Origin of the sequence: Paenibacillus glycanilyticus, from assembly GCF_051200795.1 — a bacterium.
Lineage (GTDB): Bacteria > Bacillota > Bacilli > Paenibacillales > Paenibacillaceae > Pristimantibacillus > Pristimantibacillus glycanilyticus.
This window is the reverse complement of sequence record NZ_CP195155.1, coordinates 2,620,258-2,640,390: the sequence shown is the minus strand read 5'-3', so window position 1 is coordinate 2,640,390 and position 20,133 is coordinate 2,620,258. Positions and strand designations below refer to the sequence as shown.

General features: G+C 47.6%; 13 protein-coding genes. 3 read left to right on the top strand and 10 right to left on the bottom strand.

The genetic code is table 11. The features are described 5' to 3' along the window. Positions 1 to 133: 133 nt before the first annotated feature. The 3 genes from ACR9FF_RS12135 to ACR9FF_RS12125 all read right to left on the bottom strand — a co-directional run bounded on the left by ACR9FF_RS12135 (position 134) and on the right by ACR9FF_RS12125 (position 6,782). Positions 134 to 1,888 carry a right-handed parallel beta-helix repeat-containing protein gene (locus ACR9FF_RS12135; RefSeq protein WP_435171284.1) on the bottom strand — a complete coding sequence of 585 codons (1,755 nt, stop codon included), beginning with the start codon at positions 1,886 to 1,888 and terminating at the stop codon, positions 134 to 136. A gap of 233 nt (positions 1,889 to 2,121) precedes the next feature. Continuing rightward, positions 2,122 to 6,261 (bottom strand): sugar-binding protein, encoded by a 4,140-nt coding sequence (locus ACR9FF_RS12130; RefSeq protein WP_435171282.1) that lies wholly within the window; start codon positions 6,259 to 6,261, stop codon positions 2,122 to 2,124. After that, complete coding sequence (locus ACR9FF_RS12125) at positions 6,258 to 6,782, bottom strand: carbohydrate binding domain-containing protein (protein WP_435171280.1); 525 nt, start codon at positions 6,780 to 6,782, stop codon at positions 6,258 to 6,260. The genes ACR9FF_RS12130 and ACR9FF_RS12125 overlap by 4 nt, the downstream gene beginning before the upstream one ends. Before the next feature lie 272 nt (positions 6,783 to 7,054). On the opposite strand from ACR9FF_RS12125, the gene ACR9FF_RS12120 reads away from it, so the two are divergent. Both ACR9FF_RS12120 and ACR9FF_RS12115 read left to right on the top strand, forming a co-directional pair. Continuing rightward, positions 7,055 to 8,824: a sensor histidine kinase gene (locus ACR9FF_RS12120; protein WP_435171278.1), complete on the top strand. Its 1,770-nt coding sequence runs from the start codon at positions 7,055 to 7,057 to the stop codon at positions 8,822 to 8,824. A 99-nt stretch (positions 8,825 to 8,923) separates the two neighbouring features. Continuing rightward, a complete protein-coding gene (locus ACR9FF_RS12115; protein WP_435171276.1) occupies positions 8,924 to 10,534 on the top strand; it encodes a response regulator transcription factor in 1,611 nt (536 codons plus the stop codon). A gap of 56 nt (positions 10,535 to 10,590) precedes the next feature. On the opposite strand, the gene ACR9FF_RS12110 is transcribed toward ACR9FF_RS12115, so the two are convergent. The 4 genes from ACR9FF_RS12110 to ACR9FF_RS12095 all read right to left on the bottom strand — a co-directional run bounded on the left by ACR9FF_RS12110 (position 10,591) and on the right by ACR9FF_RS12095 (position 16,240). Next, a complete protein-coding gene (locus ACR9FF_RS12110) occupies positions 10,591 to 12,144 on the bottom strand; it encodes an ABC transporter substrate-binding protein (RefSeq protein ID WP_435171274.1) in 1,554 nt (517 codons plus the stop codon). Positions 12,145 to 12,219: 75 nt separating this feature from the next. Further along, positions 12,220 to 13,134, bottom strand: a complete 915-nt coding sequence (locus tag ACR9FF_RS12105) for a carbohydrate ABC transporter permease (RefSeq protein ID WP_435171272.1) — start codon at positions 13,132 to 13,134, stop codon at positions 12,220 to 12,222. Between the two features lie 12 nt (positions 13,135 to 13,146). Next, positions 13,147 to 14,064, bottom strand: coding sequence for an ABC transporter permease (locus ACR9FF_RS12100; protein ID WP_435171270.1), 918 nt, complete (start codon positions 14,062 to 14,064; stop codon positions 13,147 to 13,149). Positions 14,065 to 14,260: 196 nt separating this feature from the next. Next, positions 14,261 to 16,240 carry a glycoside hydrolase family 127 protein gene (locus ACR9FF_RS12095; protein ID WP_435171268.1) on the bottom strand — a complete coding sequence of 660 codons (1,980 nt, stop codon included), beginning with the start codon at positions 16,238 to 16,240 and terminating at the stop codon, positions 14,261 to 14,263. Positions 16,241 to 16,377: 137 nt separating this feature from the next. Between ACR9FF_RS12095 and ACR9FF_RS12090 the strand changes: the two genes are divergently transcribed. Then, on the top strand, positions 16,378 to 17,235 hold the full coding sequence (locus tag ACR9FF_RS12090) for an AraC family transcriptional regulator (protein WP_435171266.1): 858 nt from the start codon (positions 16,378 to 16,380) through the stop codon (positions 17,233 to 17,235). Between the two features lie 67 nt (positions 17,236 to 17,302). Here the strand turns inward: ACR9FF_RS12090 and ACR9FF_RS12085 are convergent, their stop codons facing one another. From ACR9FF_RS12085 to ACR9FF_RS12075, 3 genes are read right to left on the bottom strand one after another with little or no spacing between them, the layout of a single operon-like run. Then, complete coding sequence (locus ACR9FF_RS12085) at positions 17,303 to 17,983, bottom strand: DnaD domain-containing protein (protein ID WP_127494066.1); 681 nt, start codon at positions 17,981 to 17,983, stop codon at positions 17,303 to 17,305. 37 nt (positions 17,984 to 18,020) lie between these two features. Next, the gene (locus ACR9FF_RS12080) at positions 18,021 to 19,229 is read right to left on the bottom strand and encodes an acetate/propionate family kinase (protein ID WP_435171263.1); all 1,209 of its coding nucleotides are present in this window, start codon (positions 19,227 to 19,229) and stop codon (positions 18,021 to 18,023) included. After that, positions 19,230 to 20,102, bottom strand: a complete 873-nt coding sequence (locus tag ACR9FF_RS12075) for a 3-hydroxyacyl-CoA dehydrogenase family protein (RefSeq protein WP_127494070.1) — start codon at positions 20,100 to 20,102, stop codon at positions 19,230 to 19,232. It lies immediately after the preceding gene. Positions 20,103 to 20,133 lie beyond the last annotated feature (31 nt).

Here is a 20,133-nt window from a genome sequence, read left to right as displayed (position 1 = left end):
TTCCGTATGCTTAAGTATATTCGCCTCCTGAATCGGCCTCTAACAGTTTGAAAACCTTCGGTAACAGTCTAATGACTAATTCTGCGAATCAAAAAAAAGCCGTCACATCAGTGGCGGCTTCGAATGTATTCTATTAATCAAATTTCTCCCACATGCCAATGGAAGACTGATTGGCATATAGTCCGGCGTTATTGGCATTCGGATTACACGAAACGTAGAGATTGGTCGCTAATGCCTTATAGGATTTGGATCCGTCTGAATTTACTATCTCCTGGAATTTCTCCCACTGTTGAATTTGATCCGAGATCGCTTGCAGCGGAGCATCCGTCCAGCTCGCGTTGGCTTGCACGTATTTTCCGTTAGTTGCCTTAAAAGACACGGTTCCGTCTCCGTTGTCGATTCGCTGGAAAGTCTCCCAAGCCTGAGCGTTAGAGGCAACCGCCAACAATGGCGCGTAATTCTGATCGACATGCGCGCGTACGTATAAGCCATTTGCCTTTGCCTTTAAAGTTATAGTACCTGAGCTTGGCGTTATTCCCGAAGCGCGCTCAAAAGCGCCTAGATCCTTGGCAGAACCTTGCGGCCTTGCAACGGATCCGAACAAGTTTTTAATTTCGCCTTTGCTTGCAATGTAATTCCAGTCCGGTGCCCACCGGTACCAGGAAATCGGTTGATTGGCTGTTGTCTGCATCAGCGCTTCTTGATCAAATACGAGCCCGTCATCCGGAGTATCCGTTGACGTTCCCGCATCTATACTGCTGGATGAAGCGCTGAGGGTGAAGTCCGCGTTGTTCGTATCCACGAACTGCGGGTCGCTCGCGCCAGCTTGGCCAGAGACATTGTTATTGGAGAATACGCTATTCGTATAGCCGCTGGAAAACGCATAGAACATGGCCCCGTTCGTGCCGATGGTACTCTGATAGACAATGTTGTTGCGCACGTTTACTTGATCGGTAGAATCCTGTCCGGCAAATACAAGTCCCGAATTCACTTGAATATAAGTCGGTTCTTTGCCATTGTTGGCTAGAGTGTTATTAAAAATCCTTGAGTAAGCGCTGTCCGTTATCGCAATGCCGAGACCGCCATTTTCGAAGAGAAGATTGTTTTCGATCTTTGCCCCGCCTTTATGGAAAGAAAGATCCACGATAATGCCGTTTCCGTCCGTATGGTTGTTGGATACGTCTACGTTATGATAGGATACATTGTTTCGAATGACATTATTGGTTCCGTACATACCCCAGAAATTAATGCCGCTTGACCAAGAGCCCGTATTCGGGTCCCAGCCTGTACGTCCGACAAGATTATTCTCAACGAGAACATCGCTTGCATTAAAAATGGAAATGCCGTTTTGACCGCATCGGTCTATGACATTATTGCGAATATTGAGGTGAGAGATGGTTTGGTAAGGCGAGATGTCTCTGCCATCCTCCTGGTAGATAACCTGACTCGCTGCTCCTATATTAATCGCAGACCGCCAGTAGTTCCTAATGATAAAACCTTCAATATTTATATAACTGCCATTTCCCGCCCCCTGCTGTCCTTCGCCGTAATAAAAGGCAACACCCGAGGTTCCGTTGCCGTCTAGGATTGGAATTTCGCCGGGATAATTCCGAATCGTAATGTAGGCATTGGCATTGCCGGATTTCGTTAAGTACGTTTCACCCGTGTATGTTCCCCCGCGAACATAGATCGTATCGCCAGGCTGTACCGCTTCCATCGCTTTGGCTATGGTCGGCCATGGCGAACTAAAAGAACCATCGTTGGAATAACTTCCATTGGGAGCTACGTAATAGCTGGATGCCGCATGCGCCTTAGGCAACGGTACAGCAATGCTTACCGCGAATAACAAGGCTGCAAGAACGGTCATTGTTTTTCTTAAACGCTTCAATTCAATCATCCTCCGTTTTTAAGGTAATGGTATCCTTTCCTGCGTTACTATTTCTCCACCCCCTCTAACGTCCGAAACTAACGAGCGGACGCTTCTGCCTTAATAATAGATTTTAGAACCTTTGTATTTCTAACACTGGGATTACCATTGTAAGCACTTTCATGACTATCGATAAATGGCTCTTTCTAATTCATAAAAACGCGGCCTGCTCGGTTGGCAGGCCGCGTTTTTAATCAGAATTGCTTTTGCAGTTGCAGGAGCAATTGGTACAACAATACTGCTGATTCCGCCCGCGTAGCGTTTTGGGTCGGATTAAACCTATCGGCCTGGTCGCCCTTCAATAAACCTGCGGCTTGCAATCGGGAGACGCTGTCTTTTGCATATCCGGCAATCATCTTATCATCCTTAAATGAATGAGCCGGTTGCTCAGGAAGATTCATTTGAAGAGCTTGAACCGCACGCCATATAAGAACGGCCACTTCTTGTCTTGTTATAAACCGGTCTGGTCCAAAACGACCGTCCTCATACCCTTTGATCAAGCCTAGCTCCGCTGCAGCGGATATGGAGCGGGCATACCAGGCATCCGATTTCACATCTTTAAATTTTTTCGATTGAGTAGTGGCCTCAGGAAGAAACGCGGCAAGCATGGATACGAATTCCGCACGGGTAACCGGTTTGCCCGGTGAATATTGATTGCTGCCATAACCGGCGACAATACCGCGGGCGGCCAGCCCTTCAATGCTTTCTTCCGCCCAAGGAACGCTAGCGAGATCATTGAACGTATTTGCTGACGATAAGACCGTAAACTGGCTGAAGTGAGCCGGTATGAAATAAACCAGGCCAGTCGATGGGTCATACGTCGAGCTGCGAATCATCTCTAAATGGCTGCTGTCATTCACGTAAGCAGCCACAACTCGGTGTGCTTCTTCCCCGGGCTTTAAGGCGTACGGAATTTGAAGACTAACGGATTTATCGGTCTTGAACGTATGAACCGGCTGACCGTCTACAAATAGTGAAGCTTCATAGACGCTGCCCTGCTGTTGTCCATTTGGTCCAACGATGGCTTCCGTCTTCCCGTTATTCAGCTCTACAAGGAAGCTCTTCTTGTTTGCATCCAATTCCTTTATTGCGTCTGCTTTCAACGTCATGATCAGGAATGGAGTTTGGAATATAATTGATTTTATCCCCTTCTTCTGCGCCTCTAGCATGGATGCTGCCGGCAGGCGAAACCGAGCCTGACTTAATATTCCAGCCGTTTCCAGCTTTATGATTAGAGAAGCGTTGTTGGTTGAAGCGGCCTGAATGGCCGTTCGAAGGACGGCATCGCTTAATTCAATATCCGCAGTTGTATCGGACTCCGCAGGATTTATGCCAATGGTGCCTGCCGTTACGGTAATCCGCGGGGCATGATCAATAACCGCATTTCCCGTATCGGGAGTATCTGGAGTATCATGATTCGGAGCGGATGCCAGTTTCATATAACCGTACCCCTCCGTGCTCTGCCAGCCTTGACCTGTTCCATCCGACCAATTCAGCGTTCCTGTTCTGCCGGAAGTACCGTTCGTATCGTTGATTTGCAAATCCAATCCAAGTACATCGTTCACCGAATGCCCAAGCGTCCATTTCACCTTAGCCGACACCCAATAATCGTTTTCGTCAGCCTTCGCATAAGAGACCAATTCTTCAGCCTTTTTGCTGTTTATGCTCTGTTCATTGGCATAATTGATTCTGAATTGGCCGTCGTCATTTTGATACAGCGGCGTCTTCTCGTTATTCTCGTCCTTGAAAAACTCTATTGAATCCTGTTCGTAAGCATTCCCATTGTCCTTGTTAAGAGACGTGCTGCCGGTAACGTGAGCAAGGACATACAAGTATTGATCATCCCACAATAAACGGAACGTACCGTTCTTCTGGCTTTCTCCTGTCTTGATCTCCGTCTTAAGCTCGGCCCCTTTGTCCCACAAAGGGTCAATGCCGCTTTGAAGTTCAAGCTTTGGCGTGCCCTTCGGTACATAAGCCGTTTTTCCGTTTTGCTGAATCAACTGAAGCTTGCCAAGCGATTGCTTATCTTCGGACTGGCTAAGGTCAGTATTGTTCCACGCGACTTCTTGATCATTATTCGTCAGCTTTATATCAAACCCTAACAGCTGCGATTTGGACAATGTCTTCGCCGGGAACGGAATTTTGCTTTCTACAATATAGCCTCCGGGTACTTCTTTCACCGCGGCATCAAAGCTGCCTCCGCTTGCGGTACCGGATCTTGCTACCCGCAGCATGCGGTCATTCTCTCCTTCATAGGAAGACAACTTATCGTAATCTCCATTAATAAATAGATCCACATGATCGCGGCTATCGATCGTTGCGTCTTTTACATTGATCAGCAGATAAAGATTTCCTTCATCCCATAGTGCCTTGTAGCTGCTGGAATCGGACAGCTTCGTCTCATTAAGAAAATCCCAGGCGCGGTCAGCCTTTCCATCAATGGCATCCGGTTTTCCCTTAGCCGCATTTGTTGTTAATTTCGTCTTGCCCAATTGCTCCTTAATAGACAAGTTGTCAACAAGAATTGGCGTTGTATCGTTATAGGCATCGGGATCGCCGTTCCAGTCGGGCGCTCCTTGCACAAGGAGCTGGAATTCCTCGATCTTTCCAGATGGCGGCGTGGAAATCGTGCCCGCAATTTGCTGCCAGCCGGCTGCGGACGGCGTTACCTTTCCAATCATGTACGTATTGCCGTCCTTCGTGCCTTGCCCGTTTACCGGGTCGCTGTCCATGACAATCTTAATATAGAGCGCGATTTGCTTGCCGGTTGCGGTTGCTTGATCAGGCAATTTAACGTACCCGCTTACATTATAGGTCTTGTCGTTTTTCACCTTAGAGGTGATCGACTGATAGATGCCATTCCAGAATGCGGAACGACCCGAAATCTGCATGCACTGATAGCCGCTTTGGCAGGCTTGAATACTGTTGATGCTGCTAATGCTGCTTTCGAGCGCGTTCCAACCGGCAACTCCGGTTTCAAAGCCTTGGTTGGACAACAACTCTATGGCTTTAGGAGGTTCTGGCGGAAGCTCCTCATCCGGAATAACGGCATCGGGATTAGCGTTTGTATAGGAGCTGGTGAACGCCCCCAAATCTACTCTTCCGTTTTCAGCTTCACGCTCTGCCGGCGTAAATATATGTTCAAGTCCGCCTTTGCCGATGATATAATCCATATCCGGTGCGAAGGTGAACCAATCCACCGGTTGACCAGTCGTTTGTTTTTTTAGAGCTTTATGGTCAAACACAACGGTATCCAGAGGGCCCTTGCTGCTGTAGCCCCGATCAATGTCCGGCGAATCGTCCGCTAATGCAAAATCCGCGTTAGCCGGGTCCATAAACTTCGGATTATGAGCGCCAGGCTGGCCGGAGATATTGTTTGCGGTGATCTCGCTGTCCTCATCAAAAGGAATATTTGTTTTTAATCCGTTTTTGTTTCTTTGATACACAATATTATTGGAGAGGTCAATGTTATGGTGCGCCTCCCAGAACGCCATGCCTGTCGGGCCATTTACATAATCCGGATCTTGTCCGTTCTCATAAAGCGTATTATTCCGGATTATCGCATTGCTGGCATCCGTCCACGCGATGCCCACCCCGCCGTTCATAAAAAATAAATTATTTTCGACCACCACTGACGTATTGGGACCGCTGGTATCCAGAATCATGCCGTTACCGTCGGTATGACGTGCGGAAACATCAATATTTTGGTAGGAAACATTATTACGGACGTAATTCTCGTCTCCGCTCAGATCCAGGAAGTTTAATCCGCTTGACCAGGAGCCAAAGGTCATATCGTATCCTGTCCGGCCTACGATATTGTTCTCATACGTAATGTCAGATGCGCCGGAACCGGAAGAAATACCGTTTTGACCAATGCGGTCCACAAGGTTATAACGGATTTTATAATGCGTAGCCGGGGCTCCGATATACTGCCCGTTGGAATCCTTTTCCCGGTAACCGATTGTAATCGCGGACATAATGTAGTTTTGCATGACCAAGCCTTGAATGACGATATAATTGGAGCCGGCGTTTCCAAAGAAAGCGGCTATTCTTGTCTTGGAGCTGCTTCCCGTGTGCCAATAATCCGAACCGTCAAAAATCGGCACCTCATTCGGATAGTTTCGGATCGTGATCCAGGCATTTTCCGTTCCCGAACAAGTAATATCCGTGCTTTGCTCATAGAAACCGCCGCGAATATATAAAGTATCACCCGGCTTTGCAAGAGTTACAAAATGGGCAACGGTCGCAAACGGGCTGTTCAAGCTGCCGTCATTCTGATCGCTGCCTGTTGTTGACATATAATAGTCCTTGCCTGCAGCCTCTTTTTTCACGAGCGAAAGATCATCCAGGTATACAACGCTATTCGAACATGTTTAATTCCAAAATATTTGTTAGTCTTCGGATTTATGGTCACGGAGAACGCTTCCCAGTTATCGGTTTGAGACACTTGAATCCATTTCGCGCTGCCGTTATCCCAAGGGAAAAAGATCTCTACGGCACCATCGGTTGACGCTGATTTGATATATCCCGACAAAATGTATTCAGCATCGTCTTCGACAGGAACTTGCTGCTCATATCTCTCGTAGGCGCCTATGGCACCCTCAATCTTTAATGCTTTGGAACCGCCATGCGCAATGCTTGCGTCATCGACCACCTGAAAATAATTGCCGCCCGAAGCGGTCCAATTGTTGGTGCCCTCCTCAAAATCGCCGTTAGCCAATACATTGCTGGATGCCGCCGCAGCGGTCGACGGGACTGCAACGGGGAACATGGACAAGCAAACGATTAGACAGAGAAATGCCATTAGCACTGGCCTGCATGTTTCAGCCAGAATTTTAGCGTGTTTCAACATATACAACCCTCCGAATTCATTTCGAAACTTCAGAAACCGCTTTCAAAATAATCCTTGATCCAATCCGGTCCTTTCTTTGAATCCTCCTCTCTCCTCTTCCAGATTCACGAAGAGTATATCGTCCCGACATTGATTGCTCTATCAGTTAAATAACCAACTATAGCATTCTCATGACTTAAATTAGCGTGTCATTCCCTTCTCTCACAAATTGCTGGACAAGAACCATAATCACTTTCATAATGGGGGTACTCATTTAAAGAAAGGGCTTACAGATGAAGATACAATTTCAGAATAACGAATGGTTTCGGTCTATTCGCATTAAATTCATTCTATTGTTTCTGCTAGTCATCATGCCGCTAGTTTTTTTGCTGTTCTATAATAACAACTACGCGAAAAACGTCGTCGAAGGTCAGGCTATTGAGGCCCATGAAACCACATTGGCCAACTTCGTTAAACAAACCGACGATATGATGACCGCGGCCGAAAGATATCTGATCAATGTTCAGCAGCAAGAGCTTGATGTGAACAGCATGGATCTGTCTTTGGCAGACCAAACAAACTATACGCTGACCAAAGTGAGAGTCAGCAATAGATTTAATATCAATCAGAGCTATATGACCGGTATCGATACGCTAATGCTTTACTCTTTAAAAAACAAAGAGGCCGTTATTTCGTCCAATCAGACAACGGAATACGAAGGGAAGCTTGAAGCCGCTAACCATTTGATGAAGGAGCGCAGCGAACTTCAGCCGGTTCCGCAACGCGGACTGCTAGATACAACCTACTATGAACTTAACGGAATCCATTACCTCATCCGCATTTATAATGCGAGCTCTACCTTGCAGCTAGGGGCATGGTTTAATCTGAATAATCTGCTTGAATCGCTCAATATAAAAAACTCGGTCATTCTAGATAAGAACGGAACTACGCTTGTAAACGAGGGTTTAACGGATGGGCAATTAAAGTGGATTAAACAAACCATTGATTCCAATCCAAACGATTCAAGCCCCATCGAACGCACCGTGACAATCGATCATGAGCAGCATCTGTTCATAATGAAATCATCCGCTTCCATGGATCTGCGCTACGTCATTCTTATTCCGTCCAGCGATATCGTGCAAAAGCTGTCTTTTTTTCAAAAGGTCATTTTGCTGATACCAGCCGCTATCGTACTTATCATTATTCTGTATTTAGTCTTTATGCAGCGGATTCTTATCCGGCCCATGCAGCAAATTATAGGCGGAATGAGACGGTTGTCTCACGGGAATTTCGATTTGCGTCTTGATCTCAACGCTTCCACTGAATTTCAGTACATGACGTCTACCTTCAATAACATGGCCGAAGAGATTAAAAGCCTTAAACTGTTTATCTATGAGGAGAAACTGCGCGTTCAGCAGGCAGAAATGAAGCAGCTGCAGATGCAAATTAACCCTCACTTTTATGCCAACAGCCTAAATATCATAAACGGTATGGCCCAGCTGCACGATTTTCATTCTGTCCAGGAGATGACCCGCCTGCTTGCTGCTTATTTCCGATTTGTAACGACAAGCTCCAGACAGGTCATTACTTTAAGGGAGGAAATCGAGCATATCCGCAATTATCTTGCGATACAGAAATACCGGTATCCATCTGCTCTGCTCTTTGACGTTCAGCTTTCGCAAGACCTGGAATTGCTTCATATTCCTCCGCTAACGGTTCAACCTTTTATAGAGAATGCGATCATTCATGGCTTCCGCAGAAAAATCAATCCGTTTACTATACGTTTGCATGCCGAATGGAACTCGTTTGCTAATGAAATCGACCAGGTTATTTTGGTTATTGAAGATAACGGAGCCGGGGTAAGTGAAGAGCAATTAAACAATCTTCAGCTTGTCGCCCAGCAATCCCATTCGGATAACAAGCATCTTGGCATTTGGAATGCGCTTCGGAGGTTAAAGCTTTATTATGGCGATGATCAAGTCTCATGTGATTTTGAGCACGCCGAGAAAGGCGGACTAAAAATTATAATGACTATTCCCTTCCGTTCAAAATCACCAAACTGATAGAAGTAGTCATCTAACTGCTATACTTATTAGAGGCTGATCATTATAGTAGGAGAACAACTTTTTGAATATATGTGTACGGGAACGGGGGCTCATCCTATGTTTACTTTGTTGATCGTCGACGATGAAATGATTGCGGTAAAAGCTATCGCCTCCGGCATTGATTGGAGCGACATGCCGATATCCTCGATTTATGAAGCGTATGATTACGATGAAGCCGTTGAATTGCTGACTAATCATGCTATCGATATACTAATTACGGATATTGAGATGCCGGGCAAAAGCGGATTGCATCTGCTCGAATTTGTTCATGAACATTATCCTGATCTCGCTACCATTATTACGACAGGCCATGCCAATTTCGACTATGCTCAAAAAGCTATAAAACACGGCAGCCTGCACTATCTGTTAAAGCCTCTTGATTTCAATGAACTGAAAGGTTTAGTAACGAATGCTTTAACGAAAATCACGGAATTGAAAAAAGTAAAGCAATACACGGTCGATTACGATATGTACCAGAAGCAATGGAATCAACAGCTTCCTCTATTACGCGAGCGATTCTGGCAGGATTTGATCAACGAGCGCTCTTCTGCCGCTCAAGATAAGCTCGAGGCGGCTGCGGAGCTCTACCATATTCCGGTTACGGAAGATATGCATGTGCTTCCCATTCTGATTAGCATTGAACAATGGCAAACAGCCTTGACAACACGCGATGAAGAAATCCTGGAGTATGCTTTGCGCAATGCCGCCGGCGAGCTATTATTGGGAACTCATCCGGGCCAGATTCTGCAAGAGCGCCATGGTTCTAATGTCGTTTTGCTTTTTTTCGAGCGTCCCGAGGATTGTTCTTCCCTATTTACAAGTGAAATGACGGAAAGATGCACGCAATATATCCAGCAATGCAGAACGTATTTCAGGGTGGATCTTTCCTGCTATATTGGAGATGCCGTTCCCCTTCCTTCCGTATCCTCCATGTTCCGCGAATTGCTTCACATGGAGAGAAACAATCTTACTAAGCACCGTACGGTTCTTTATTACAGAGATCTCAGAGGAACTCCTTCTGAAAGCCGGCTCACGCTGCCGCCTTATACGGAATGGATGGTCTTATTGGAAACTCGCAAATCGAATGAATTAATGGAGCGAATTCATCTATGGTTTGACAGCTTATTGGAGGACTCGGCTACTCCTCAATCCTTGCAGGCTTTTTACGGAAGTTATTTGAACTTTTATTACCAGGCGGGGATAAATAGAGGCGCATCAAGCCTTCCGTTCAACATTAACTGGCAAGAAGAGTCGGCTCTACGCTCGATTTCGCATGCCCGTCAATGGGCCATTCAAGTTGCGGAACGTTATTTTGAGTGGAATGAAGAACAGCCCAATTACCAATCCAGCGTGATCGAAGCCGTATCGGATTATATTTATGAGCATCTGGACGATGAGTTATCGCGTGAGCAGATCGCCTTGCATGTTCATTTAAACGCTGCCTACCTTTCAAGACTGTTTAAAAAAGAGAAAGGAATCTCGCTTAGCGACTTCATTGTCAAAGTTCGAATGGAAAAGGCGAAGCAGCTTCTTCAGGAGCCTGAAATAAAGATTAGCAATGCCGCCTCCTCCGTTGGCTATACCCACTTCTCCCATTTCGCCAAGATGTTTAAAAAAGTGATTGGACAAACTCCACAGGAATATCGCAATGGTTATTTAAATAAATAATTTCTACACGAAGAAAGAGCTGTACAGTCACCTGTACAGCTCTTTCTTTTCATGCGCTATTTTTTCGCCGCGAGGAAGGCATCCAGTTGTTTTTGTTTTTCTGCAATAATTTTGTCAAGTCCTCCGGCTTTCATCTTCTCGATGAATTTCGGAAGTACTTCCTCCGGATCAACCGCTCCAACTTCCAAAGCGGCAAGGAACTCTGGTCCGATATTATTCTGTACAGCTACTTCTGATTTAACAGGCTCAAAGTCGAAGACAAAGCCAAGACCAGGAGATGCAATGGCACTGTTATTAAATTCCTTAAATTTATCCCATTTCGTCGGGTCCTCATTATCCCACAAATAATTCAGGAATTGGTCGCCAAACATCCATGCGGAACCGGGATTGTACGTTCGTTTACTTGGATCAGTGCCAGCAGGCAGCTTAATGACGTTGTCGCTTACTTTTTCGTAATGTACGCCTTCGATGCCGAAGTCGAGCAGATTAAGCAGTTCTTTATCCGAATGAAGAAGATTAATAAGCATCATGGCACGCTCAGGGTCTTTGGAGGTTTTCGAAATGCCAAGCATGGAATTTGTTGTTTCGCCCGTTGTAATATAAGCCGGCGTCAATTCAATCTGTTGAAGCGGATAGCCGACTGTAGCTTCCAGCTCTTTATCCTTACCCGGCTTCAGTGCTTCCGGCCACATAAATATTTTTCCCGCTTTCGCTACATCGGATGCGGACTGTTTGCTGGTTGCTGCGTCTTTATTAATATAACCTTGAGTAAAGAACGACCGCATCACTTTGAAAGTGTCCAGAGCTTCCGGTGTTTCGTAATAATTGTAGACTTTTGTATCCGTGCCAGTTGCAGAGATAACCCCCGGAATAGTAGCATCGCCAAGAGCATCCCGAACGCTTGCGAACGTAGGAATGGTAGCCGTTTGCGATTCAAACAGCGGTGTCATTCCAGGTTCTTTCTCTTTCACGGTTTTCAAGAATGGCTCAAGATCGGCAATCGTTTTTACATTCGAGAAATTCATGTTGTATTTCTCGGCTATGTCTTTGCGTACCACTACACCGCGGCTTGTTCCGATTTCTTTATTGGTTGGAATCGCATAAAGCTTGCCGTCGATTCGCGCCCCTTCCAGGAATTTCGGATTCTCCGTAGCCAGAATCTCCTTGCCGTATTTGTTCAATAATTCATCCAACTCGAGAAATGCGCCTTTCTTGGCATTCTGGGCATGCCCGTTCCAACTGGCCGTGAAGATAACGTCAGCCGGTTCTCCCGTAGCGAACATGAGATTCATTTTATCATTCCAAGCGCCCCAGTCAATCGTTTGGATATCGATGGTTGCGTTGATTTTTTTCGTCAGAATCTCATTCATTTTCTCTTCTACTTTCGCTTCATCCGGCTGAGGGGTGCCAGGATAAAACATCGTTAATTTATACGGCTTTAACTGGCTTGCCTGTTCGTCTCCCCCACTGTTTGTTGCAGTCGCCGGGCTTGAAGTATCCGTAGGCTTATTTCCTTCTTCTGTTTTGTTGGCTTCATTGTTGCCGCAAGCAGCAAGTGCCAGAGACATACAAACGGTTACAGATAGTAGTGCGAAAGATAGCTTCTTCATTGCTTTTTGCCTCCCTTTTTAGTGTAAAACTTTTTACTCATCTATGCTATCCGGAATTTCCGGGTATAGCTGCTATTAGCCTTTAACGGCACCAACCGTAAGTCCTTTTACGAAGTAACGCTGGAAAAAAGGATAAGCGAATATAATGGGTCCGATTCCGACAATACACATGGCCATGCGGGCAGATTCGCTCGGCAGCTCGATATGCGTGCCCCCTGAGGCTATCCCTTGAGCAGCCTGCGTATTGGCGCTTAAGTACTGGATGTTCAGCATCGTTTTGTACATCAGGTATTGAAGCGAGACCTTGCTGTCATCCGTAATGAAGACAAGGCTCATAAACCAGTCATTCCAGTAGCCCAGGGTGGAGAACAAAGCTACGGTTGCAAGCACCGGCGTAGATAACGGAAGAATGACGGATCTAAAGATTCTGAATTCGCTTGCCCCGTCAATCTTGGCAGATTCAATTAATTCAATAGGCAAGCCCTTGAAGAAGGTTCTTAAAATAAGGACAAAAAACGGCCCAACGAGCATAGGCAATATAAGCGCCCAATAGCTGTCTTTCAGATGAAGATACTTCACGTATACCATGTACCATGGAACAAGGCCTCCATTAAACAGCATCGTCAGAAACATGAATATGGAGAAAAATTTCTGATGCGGAAAGTCCGTTCTTGCAATCGGGTAAGCATATAGAGCCATAATAACAAGGCCGATTAAAGTCCCCACTCCCGTTACCAGGAAGGAGTTCCCGTAAGATCTCAATATTTGGCTCATATCCTGAAATAGATACTCGTAAGCCGTTGTACTCCAGTGTGTTGGAAAGAAATGATAGCCTTCGTTGATCAATGTATTTTCATCCGTAAAGGACACAGATATAACAAGCAATAAGGGAACGATGCATAACACGGCTATACCTATAAAAATAAGATTAATGACTAAATTCGCAGTAAATCCAATGTCGTTGAAACTTCTTTTGCGACGAATCAGCATGTGCAACTCCTCCTAGAACAGCGCATTTTCCTTGTTAGTCTTGCGGACGATATAGTTTGAAGCGAATACAATTACAAAACCAATAACCGACTGATAAAGCCCGGCTGCCGAAGACATCCCCGTATCGCCCATTTTTATGAAAGTGCGGTACACATAGGTGTCAATGACGTTAGTGGTGTTATACAAAGCGCCTGCATCAAGCGGAACTTGATAGAATAAGCCAAAATCGGCATAGAATATTCGACCGATTTGAAGCAGGGTCAGCACGATAATTAACGGGTACAACTGAGGCAGCGTAATCCGAAAGGCTTGCTGCCATTTGCCTGCGCCGTCAATAACGGCCGCTTCATAATATTCTTGATTGAATCCGACCATGGCTGCCGCAAAAAAAATCGTATAGTAGCCGATATTTTTCCACACGTTGACGAGCGGAAGGATAAAAGGCCAATATTTAGGGTCGGAGTACCAATCTTTAGGATCTATTCCCATGGAGGGAAGCACGGTGCTATTCATAAACCCATTTTCGGGACTCAAGAATGCGAATACGAGATAACTGACAACAACCATCGATAAAAAGAATGGGAAGAACATCGCGCTTTGATAAAGCTTCGGCAGAAACTTGCTCCTTAGCTCGTTAAGCAGGATTGCGAGAATAACCGGTATTGTAATGTTCAACAGAATAAAAACGGCGTTATACAAAATCGTGTTTCGCGTGATGATCCATGAGTCATTCGTTGCAAACAAAAATTTAAAATTAGAGAGTCCTGCCCAAGGACTGCCGAATATGCCGTCCGTGTAATTCACGTTTTTGAAGGCAATCAGCAAACCAAACATCGGTACATAGTTGTTCATGAGCAGAATAATCGCGGCAGGAAGTACCATGACGTAAAGCTGCCAATAGCTTGAATAGCGTTTCAGTTTTTTTAGCATCGTCTCAAGTCACCTGTTTCTTTAGCATTTGACTTAATTATAGAAATCTCCATCGCCGTCTACTAACGCTCAGGTTACTAGGTATAGCAGTTTAATGACTCCTGGAAATGCAAAAAAAGGACAATGCAAAGTTTGCATTGTCCTTTTTCCCAGTAAAAAAGAAAGCATGCGGCAATTCGCATGCTCTCCTTACGATCTATCCCAAAGCCCGAATCCAGACTGTCATCTCGCCTTTCTCTCGGTTGCCCCAGAGATAGTATGGTACAGCCTTCAACTGAATGTGCTTTGAAGCGCTGCGCTGCTCATACGGACGATACGGCGTATCCTCCTGCCAGGAATCCTGTTCATCCAGCTGCCCCTCGGCTTCAATGACAACCGCTCCGCCCAGCAATTGATCATCAAATCGAGAATGAAGCTCTCCCGTTGTAACGAGCGACACCGCGGCAAGCGGACTTCCGTTATCCGTTTCCTCCAAGCAATAAACAAGCGGACCGCGCTCAATAGCCACCTTGCCGGCATTTGCGCGGATTTGAGGGTGCGCGGCTGTCAATTGAGCTTCAAGCGCCGGCTCCCATTCCGCAACGTCTCCCCGCTGCCAATTGCGGTTAACAACTGCGTACCCCTTCTCTGCCTTGAATTCCGCCGCCTGGCCATTAATTTTCAGTACGGCCGTCCCCCTGCTCCAGGATGGAATCCGAAGGGCAAATGTAAACGGTGTTCCCGGAACTTCGGTAAATTCGAATCGGGTATACCCTTTCCACGGAAGCTGCGATTGCTGATTTAATGCAACGGAGCCTGCAGCGAGTTCAAATCGGGCTTCGCTGCCGATAAACAAATGGGCGTAAATCGTATTGTTCGCGGCAGATATCGTATAAATATAGTCATTCAAGGAGCTTAGCAGACGCGCCACGTTGGGAGGACAGCAGGAGCAGCCAAACCATTTCTGACGCTCGGCCTTCACATGATGGCGGCCCGGATTTTTCTCGGAGGCTTGCGGCCATACTTCAAGCGGATTGACGTAGAAGTAATGCTTGCCGTCCTGCGACATGCTGCCTACCACGTTGTTATACAATGCTCTCTCCAGGACATCGGCGTATTCGCTTTTTGCTTCCAGCTTCAGCATCCGCTGCGCAAAGAAGATGAGGCCGATAGAGGCGCAGGTTTCCGCGTATACCGTATCGTTCGGCAGATCATAGTCAAAGGAGAATGCCTCGCCGTGATGCGTGGAACCGATGCCGCCGGTAATATACATTTGTTTTCGCGTCATGTTGTTCCATAACCGCTCGCAGGCTTCAAGGAGCAGCTTATCCCCGGTCAATCTCGCCAAATCCGCCATAGAGGTATACATATACACGGCGCGGACCGAGTGGCCCACCGCCGCTTCCTGCTCGCGGACCGGCTTATGCGCCTGGTTGTACGCTAATTGCGGCACGGTTGGAATCGGGCGTTTGCCTCCGGCCCACAAACTATAGCCGTCACGCTGTATCCCTTCTTCGACCAGGAAATTCGGCTCCGCCCCGCGTTCGTCAATAAAGAACTGGGCCAGCTTCAAATAACGCTCTTCCCCAGTCGCCCGGTACAGCTTCACCAGCGCAAGCTCAATCTCCTGATGGCCGTCATAGCCTCTCAGCTTGCCTTCCTCCGCGCCGAAAACCTCGTCGATATGATCGGCGAACCGGCTCATGACGTCCAGCAGCTTGCGTTTTCCCGTAGCTTCATAATAAGCAACCGCCGCTTCCATCATATGGCCCGCGCAATACAGCTCATGCGCCTCATACAGATTGGTCCACTGCTTGCCCGGATCTTTTATCGTGAAATACGTATTTAAATAGCCATTTTCATGCTGAGCCATCGCGATGAGATCAATCACTTCATCTGCGGTGCGCTCCAGCTCGGCATCGGGATGATTCGCCAAGGAATAACCAACCGCCTCCAGCCACTTCGCCACGTCGCTGTCCTGGAACACCATACCGCCGTAGGGATGCTCTTCAAGTCCCGCCGCGACACGGAAATTACGGATGGCATAGCTTGGCTCCGCATCCGCGATCCGGTCGTTTAACGCTTCCCATTGATAAGGAATGACGGTCTCGCGCACCAGCTCCGTAAAGCGGTTCCAAAAAGCATCCTCAATATGTACCTGACTGCTTCCCAGCTGCCTGTTAAGTTGCTTCGCCATGAACGTTCCTCCTGCTCGAATATAAAAGATTTGATTATTGCTGATTTCTAGTTTATTCTCGGGAAGACAAGGAAACTACAAGCAAAACGACCTTCTTTTTTATAAAATATAACACTGACGGGAGATGGGCTAACCGCATGACATACGTAACCCTTCAGCTTCCTCCTATACCCTACTACATCGCGATCGGCCAGACCGTGTATAAGCCCGGCGAGCAACATCCTAACCGCCGCAACCTTGGCTTGTTTGATCTCCTGTGGGTAACGAAAGGAACGTTATATATCGGGGAAGAAGACAAGCAGTGGGAAGTCAAAGCCGGTGAGGCGCTGCTGCTTCTGCCGGACCGCTATCATTATTCGACTAAGCCTTGCGACAGCGACACATCCTTTTATTGGATTCATTTCGACTTTAAAGGGGAATGGGAGGAGCATGCGTCGGAACCTTCTTCCCCGCCTATGCCTTTGCGACAGGTCTGGGAAAACCCTTATTTTATCCAGATTCCCCAATATGCGGCGCCGCCTGAATTTACTCTTGCCGAGCGGCATCTCGTTCAGCTGTTAACCTACTCCAACGAGCATCAACGAGGCGTTTATTGGCACGAACATCAGCTCTTTATCGAGCTGTTTGGCTTACTGGAGGAACGGCGGGATCGCGCGAATACGGATTCTCCGGCCATGAAGCTCGCCAGCAAGACGGAAGCCTATATCCGGCAGCATTATCAATCGGAGCTGACCAACGCGATCTTGGCGGAGGCGCTTCATTTTCATCCCAATTACATCGTCAGGTGCATGAAAGAAATCTATCACTGCTCCCCCATGGACTATTTGCACCAATATCGGCTGGAGCAAGCCAAGCTGCTTCTCGTAAAGACCGAATGGTCCATCTCGGTTATCGCCGATAAGACGGGCTTCCGCCATGCGCCATACTTTTCCAATTGCTTTCGGGCATACGCAGGCACATCGCCCCTGAAATACAGGAAGCAGTTCTCGCGATAACGGAATGAAAAAAGCCTTGTCCTTCCGCATTAGGAAGTACAAGGCTTTCGTATAATCGATATAAGTGCTATCCGCGTGGTCCACGGAACTTCTGGGAATGGGCTCTTGCCTCATCCACGTTCGTCACCCGGTTTCGGCCCCACTCGATCAGAATCCGGTCGATATAACGGAAATTCAGCTTGCCTGCAAAGACGGCTTCCTTCAAGGCAAACCGGATCAATTCATCCGCGTAACGGTCCTGATCGAGCCATCCGGATATCGTCTCGCATTCCATCGGCGATAACAGACGTCCGAATTCCTGTTCGAACACGGAGAAAATGTTGCCCGGATCCGTGGCCCGCTTCACCGTGCGCCGCTCCGCTCTCCGCGTCTCCCGCTTCTCTTCAGCCGCCCATTCAGCAGCCTTCAGCAGCCATCCGCTCCAATTATATTGCTCGGATTGAATTCCGGTCACCGGATCAATCCGCTCGTCGATGGTCAAGAAACCTTCTTTCATCAGACGGCCAATCGTCTGCTCAATGGTTCTGGTCGTCGAGCCGGTACGTTCTGCCAGCTGCTCCATTGTGGGGAATTCAATCCCTTCCGATTCTCCGAACAGCATAAGCTGCAGCAGCAGCATGGCTTCCGTATCGGATAAATTCAATTGGCGGTAAGACCGTAGAAGAAGCGCGGATACATGCACGCCCCCTTCATTCATGACGGCCGCCATCCCCCGCGAATAGGCCTTCCACATGTCCTCATTGCTCATGCAATCGATCCCTCCGCTACCTTAACTACTGCTATTCTTATTTGGACTCGCCTTTCACAATCGCATACGTATCGCGGGCGATTAGAAGCTCCTCGTTAGTCGGTACAACCAGTACCTTCACGCGGGAAGCATCCGTCGAAATCTCGCGTACTTCCTTGCTGCGAATATTGTTGCGTTCTTCATCCAGTTCAACGCCCAGGAACGAGATGCCTTCGCATACCGCCTTGCGCAGAACGTTCGAGTTCTCGCCAACCCCTGCCGTAAACAGGATAACGTCAACGCCGTTCATCGCTGCCGCGTAAGCGCCGATATATTTGCGGACGCGGTACGTATACATATCGAAAGCCAGCTTTGCGTTGGCGTCGCCTTCGCCCATTGCTTCCACGATTTCGCGCATATCGCTGCTGATGCCGGAGATCGCAAGCATGCCGCTGTGTTTATTCAGCATCGAATTCACTTCGCTTAGCGTCAGTTCTTCTTTGTTCATCACGTACGGAACAATGGCCGGATCCAGGTCACCGCTGCGGGTACCCATCATCAAGCCTTCCAGCGGCGTCATCCCCATGCGGGTGTCGAACGACTTGCCGTCCAGAATGGCCGTTGCGCTTGCTCCGTTGCCGATATGGCAGGAGATCATCTTCAGCGACTCCAGGGGCTTGCCAAGGAACTTGGCAGCCTTCCGGCTGACATATTGATGCGATGTTCCGTGGAAGCCGTAACGACGCACTTTATGGCGGCGGTACAACACTCTAGGGATAGGATACAAGTAGGAAGTATTAGGCATGGTCTGATGGAAGGCGGTATCGAATACGACCACCTGCGGAACGTTAGGCATATTGGCTTCCACCGCGTTGATGCCCATCATATGCGCAGGATTATGAAGCGGAGCAAGATCGAACAGCTTTTTGATTTCCTGCTTCACTTCAGCCGTTACAAGCGCCGAGCTTTTGAACACTTCGCCGCCGTGCACGATCCGGTGCCCAACCGCGTCGATCTCTCCCATCGAAGCTACTACGCCATGCTCGGGATGCGTCAGCATGTCGATCACTTTTTTAACCGCCGTGATGTGGTCAAGAATCTCGCTTACTTGCGTCACATCCGGCTTGCCTGGAGGTTCGTGGGTCACGATCGAGGAATCCATTCCGATTCTCTCTACGCGCCCGCTCGCAAGCACCGTCTCATTCTCCATATTATAAAGCTGATATTTCAGCGAAGAGCTTCCTGCATTGATTACGAGTACTTTCATCTAGATACGGTCCCCATCCTTGTCATATTTGAAAAATCCGACGCCCGATTTCACGCCGAGATGTCCACCGCGCACCATCTTCTTCAGGACGATGGACGGACGGTATTTCAATTCCCCGTACTCGCGGAACATCCGGTCAAGGGCAGCAAGGACGGAGTCTAAGCCAAAGCGGTCCGCCATCTCGAAAGGTCCGCTCTGGAACGAATAGCCGATACGCATCGCATTGTCGATATCCTCGGCCGATGCTACGCCTTCCTCGAGAACATGCAGCGCTTCGTTAATGAAGAGGCAGATCAGACGGGTTGTTACAAAACCTGGCGACTCGAACACCATGATTCCTTTTTTCTGAATCACCTCATCCACGAATTCCTTCGTTGCGTCAAACGTGGCATCGGAGGTTTTCAGGCCGCGGACAATTTCAACCAGGTCGATCTTGGATACCGGATAAATAAAGTGAAGGCCGATAACGCGCTCCGGATGGACGGTTACGCTTGCCAGCTCGGTTAAGCTAAGCGTGGAGGTATTGCTGGCAATAATGACGTTATCGTCGCAAATCTCGTCCAGCTTCTTGATGACCTGCTTTTTGCTTTCCAAATCCTCGGTGATAGATTCGATAACCAGCTCGCAGGAAGTCAGGTCCTCATAGCTCGTGCATGTATGGATACGATTCAGAATCAGTTTTTTCTCAGCCTGCGTCAGAGCCCATTTCTCAATCTGCTTATCCAGGTTGAGTTCGATCATCTGCATACCGTATGTTAAGCGTTCCTCCGAGCTTTCGATTACATACACATCCAGCCCTTTAGATGCGAGCATTTCCGCAATTCCTTGCCCCATTGTACCGGCGCCGATAACGCCAACTTTTTTAATTGCCATAATTCTGTAAATTCTCTCCTCGTATGTTTTC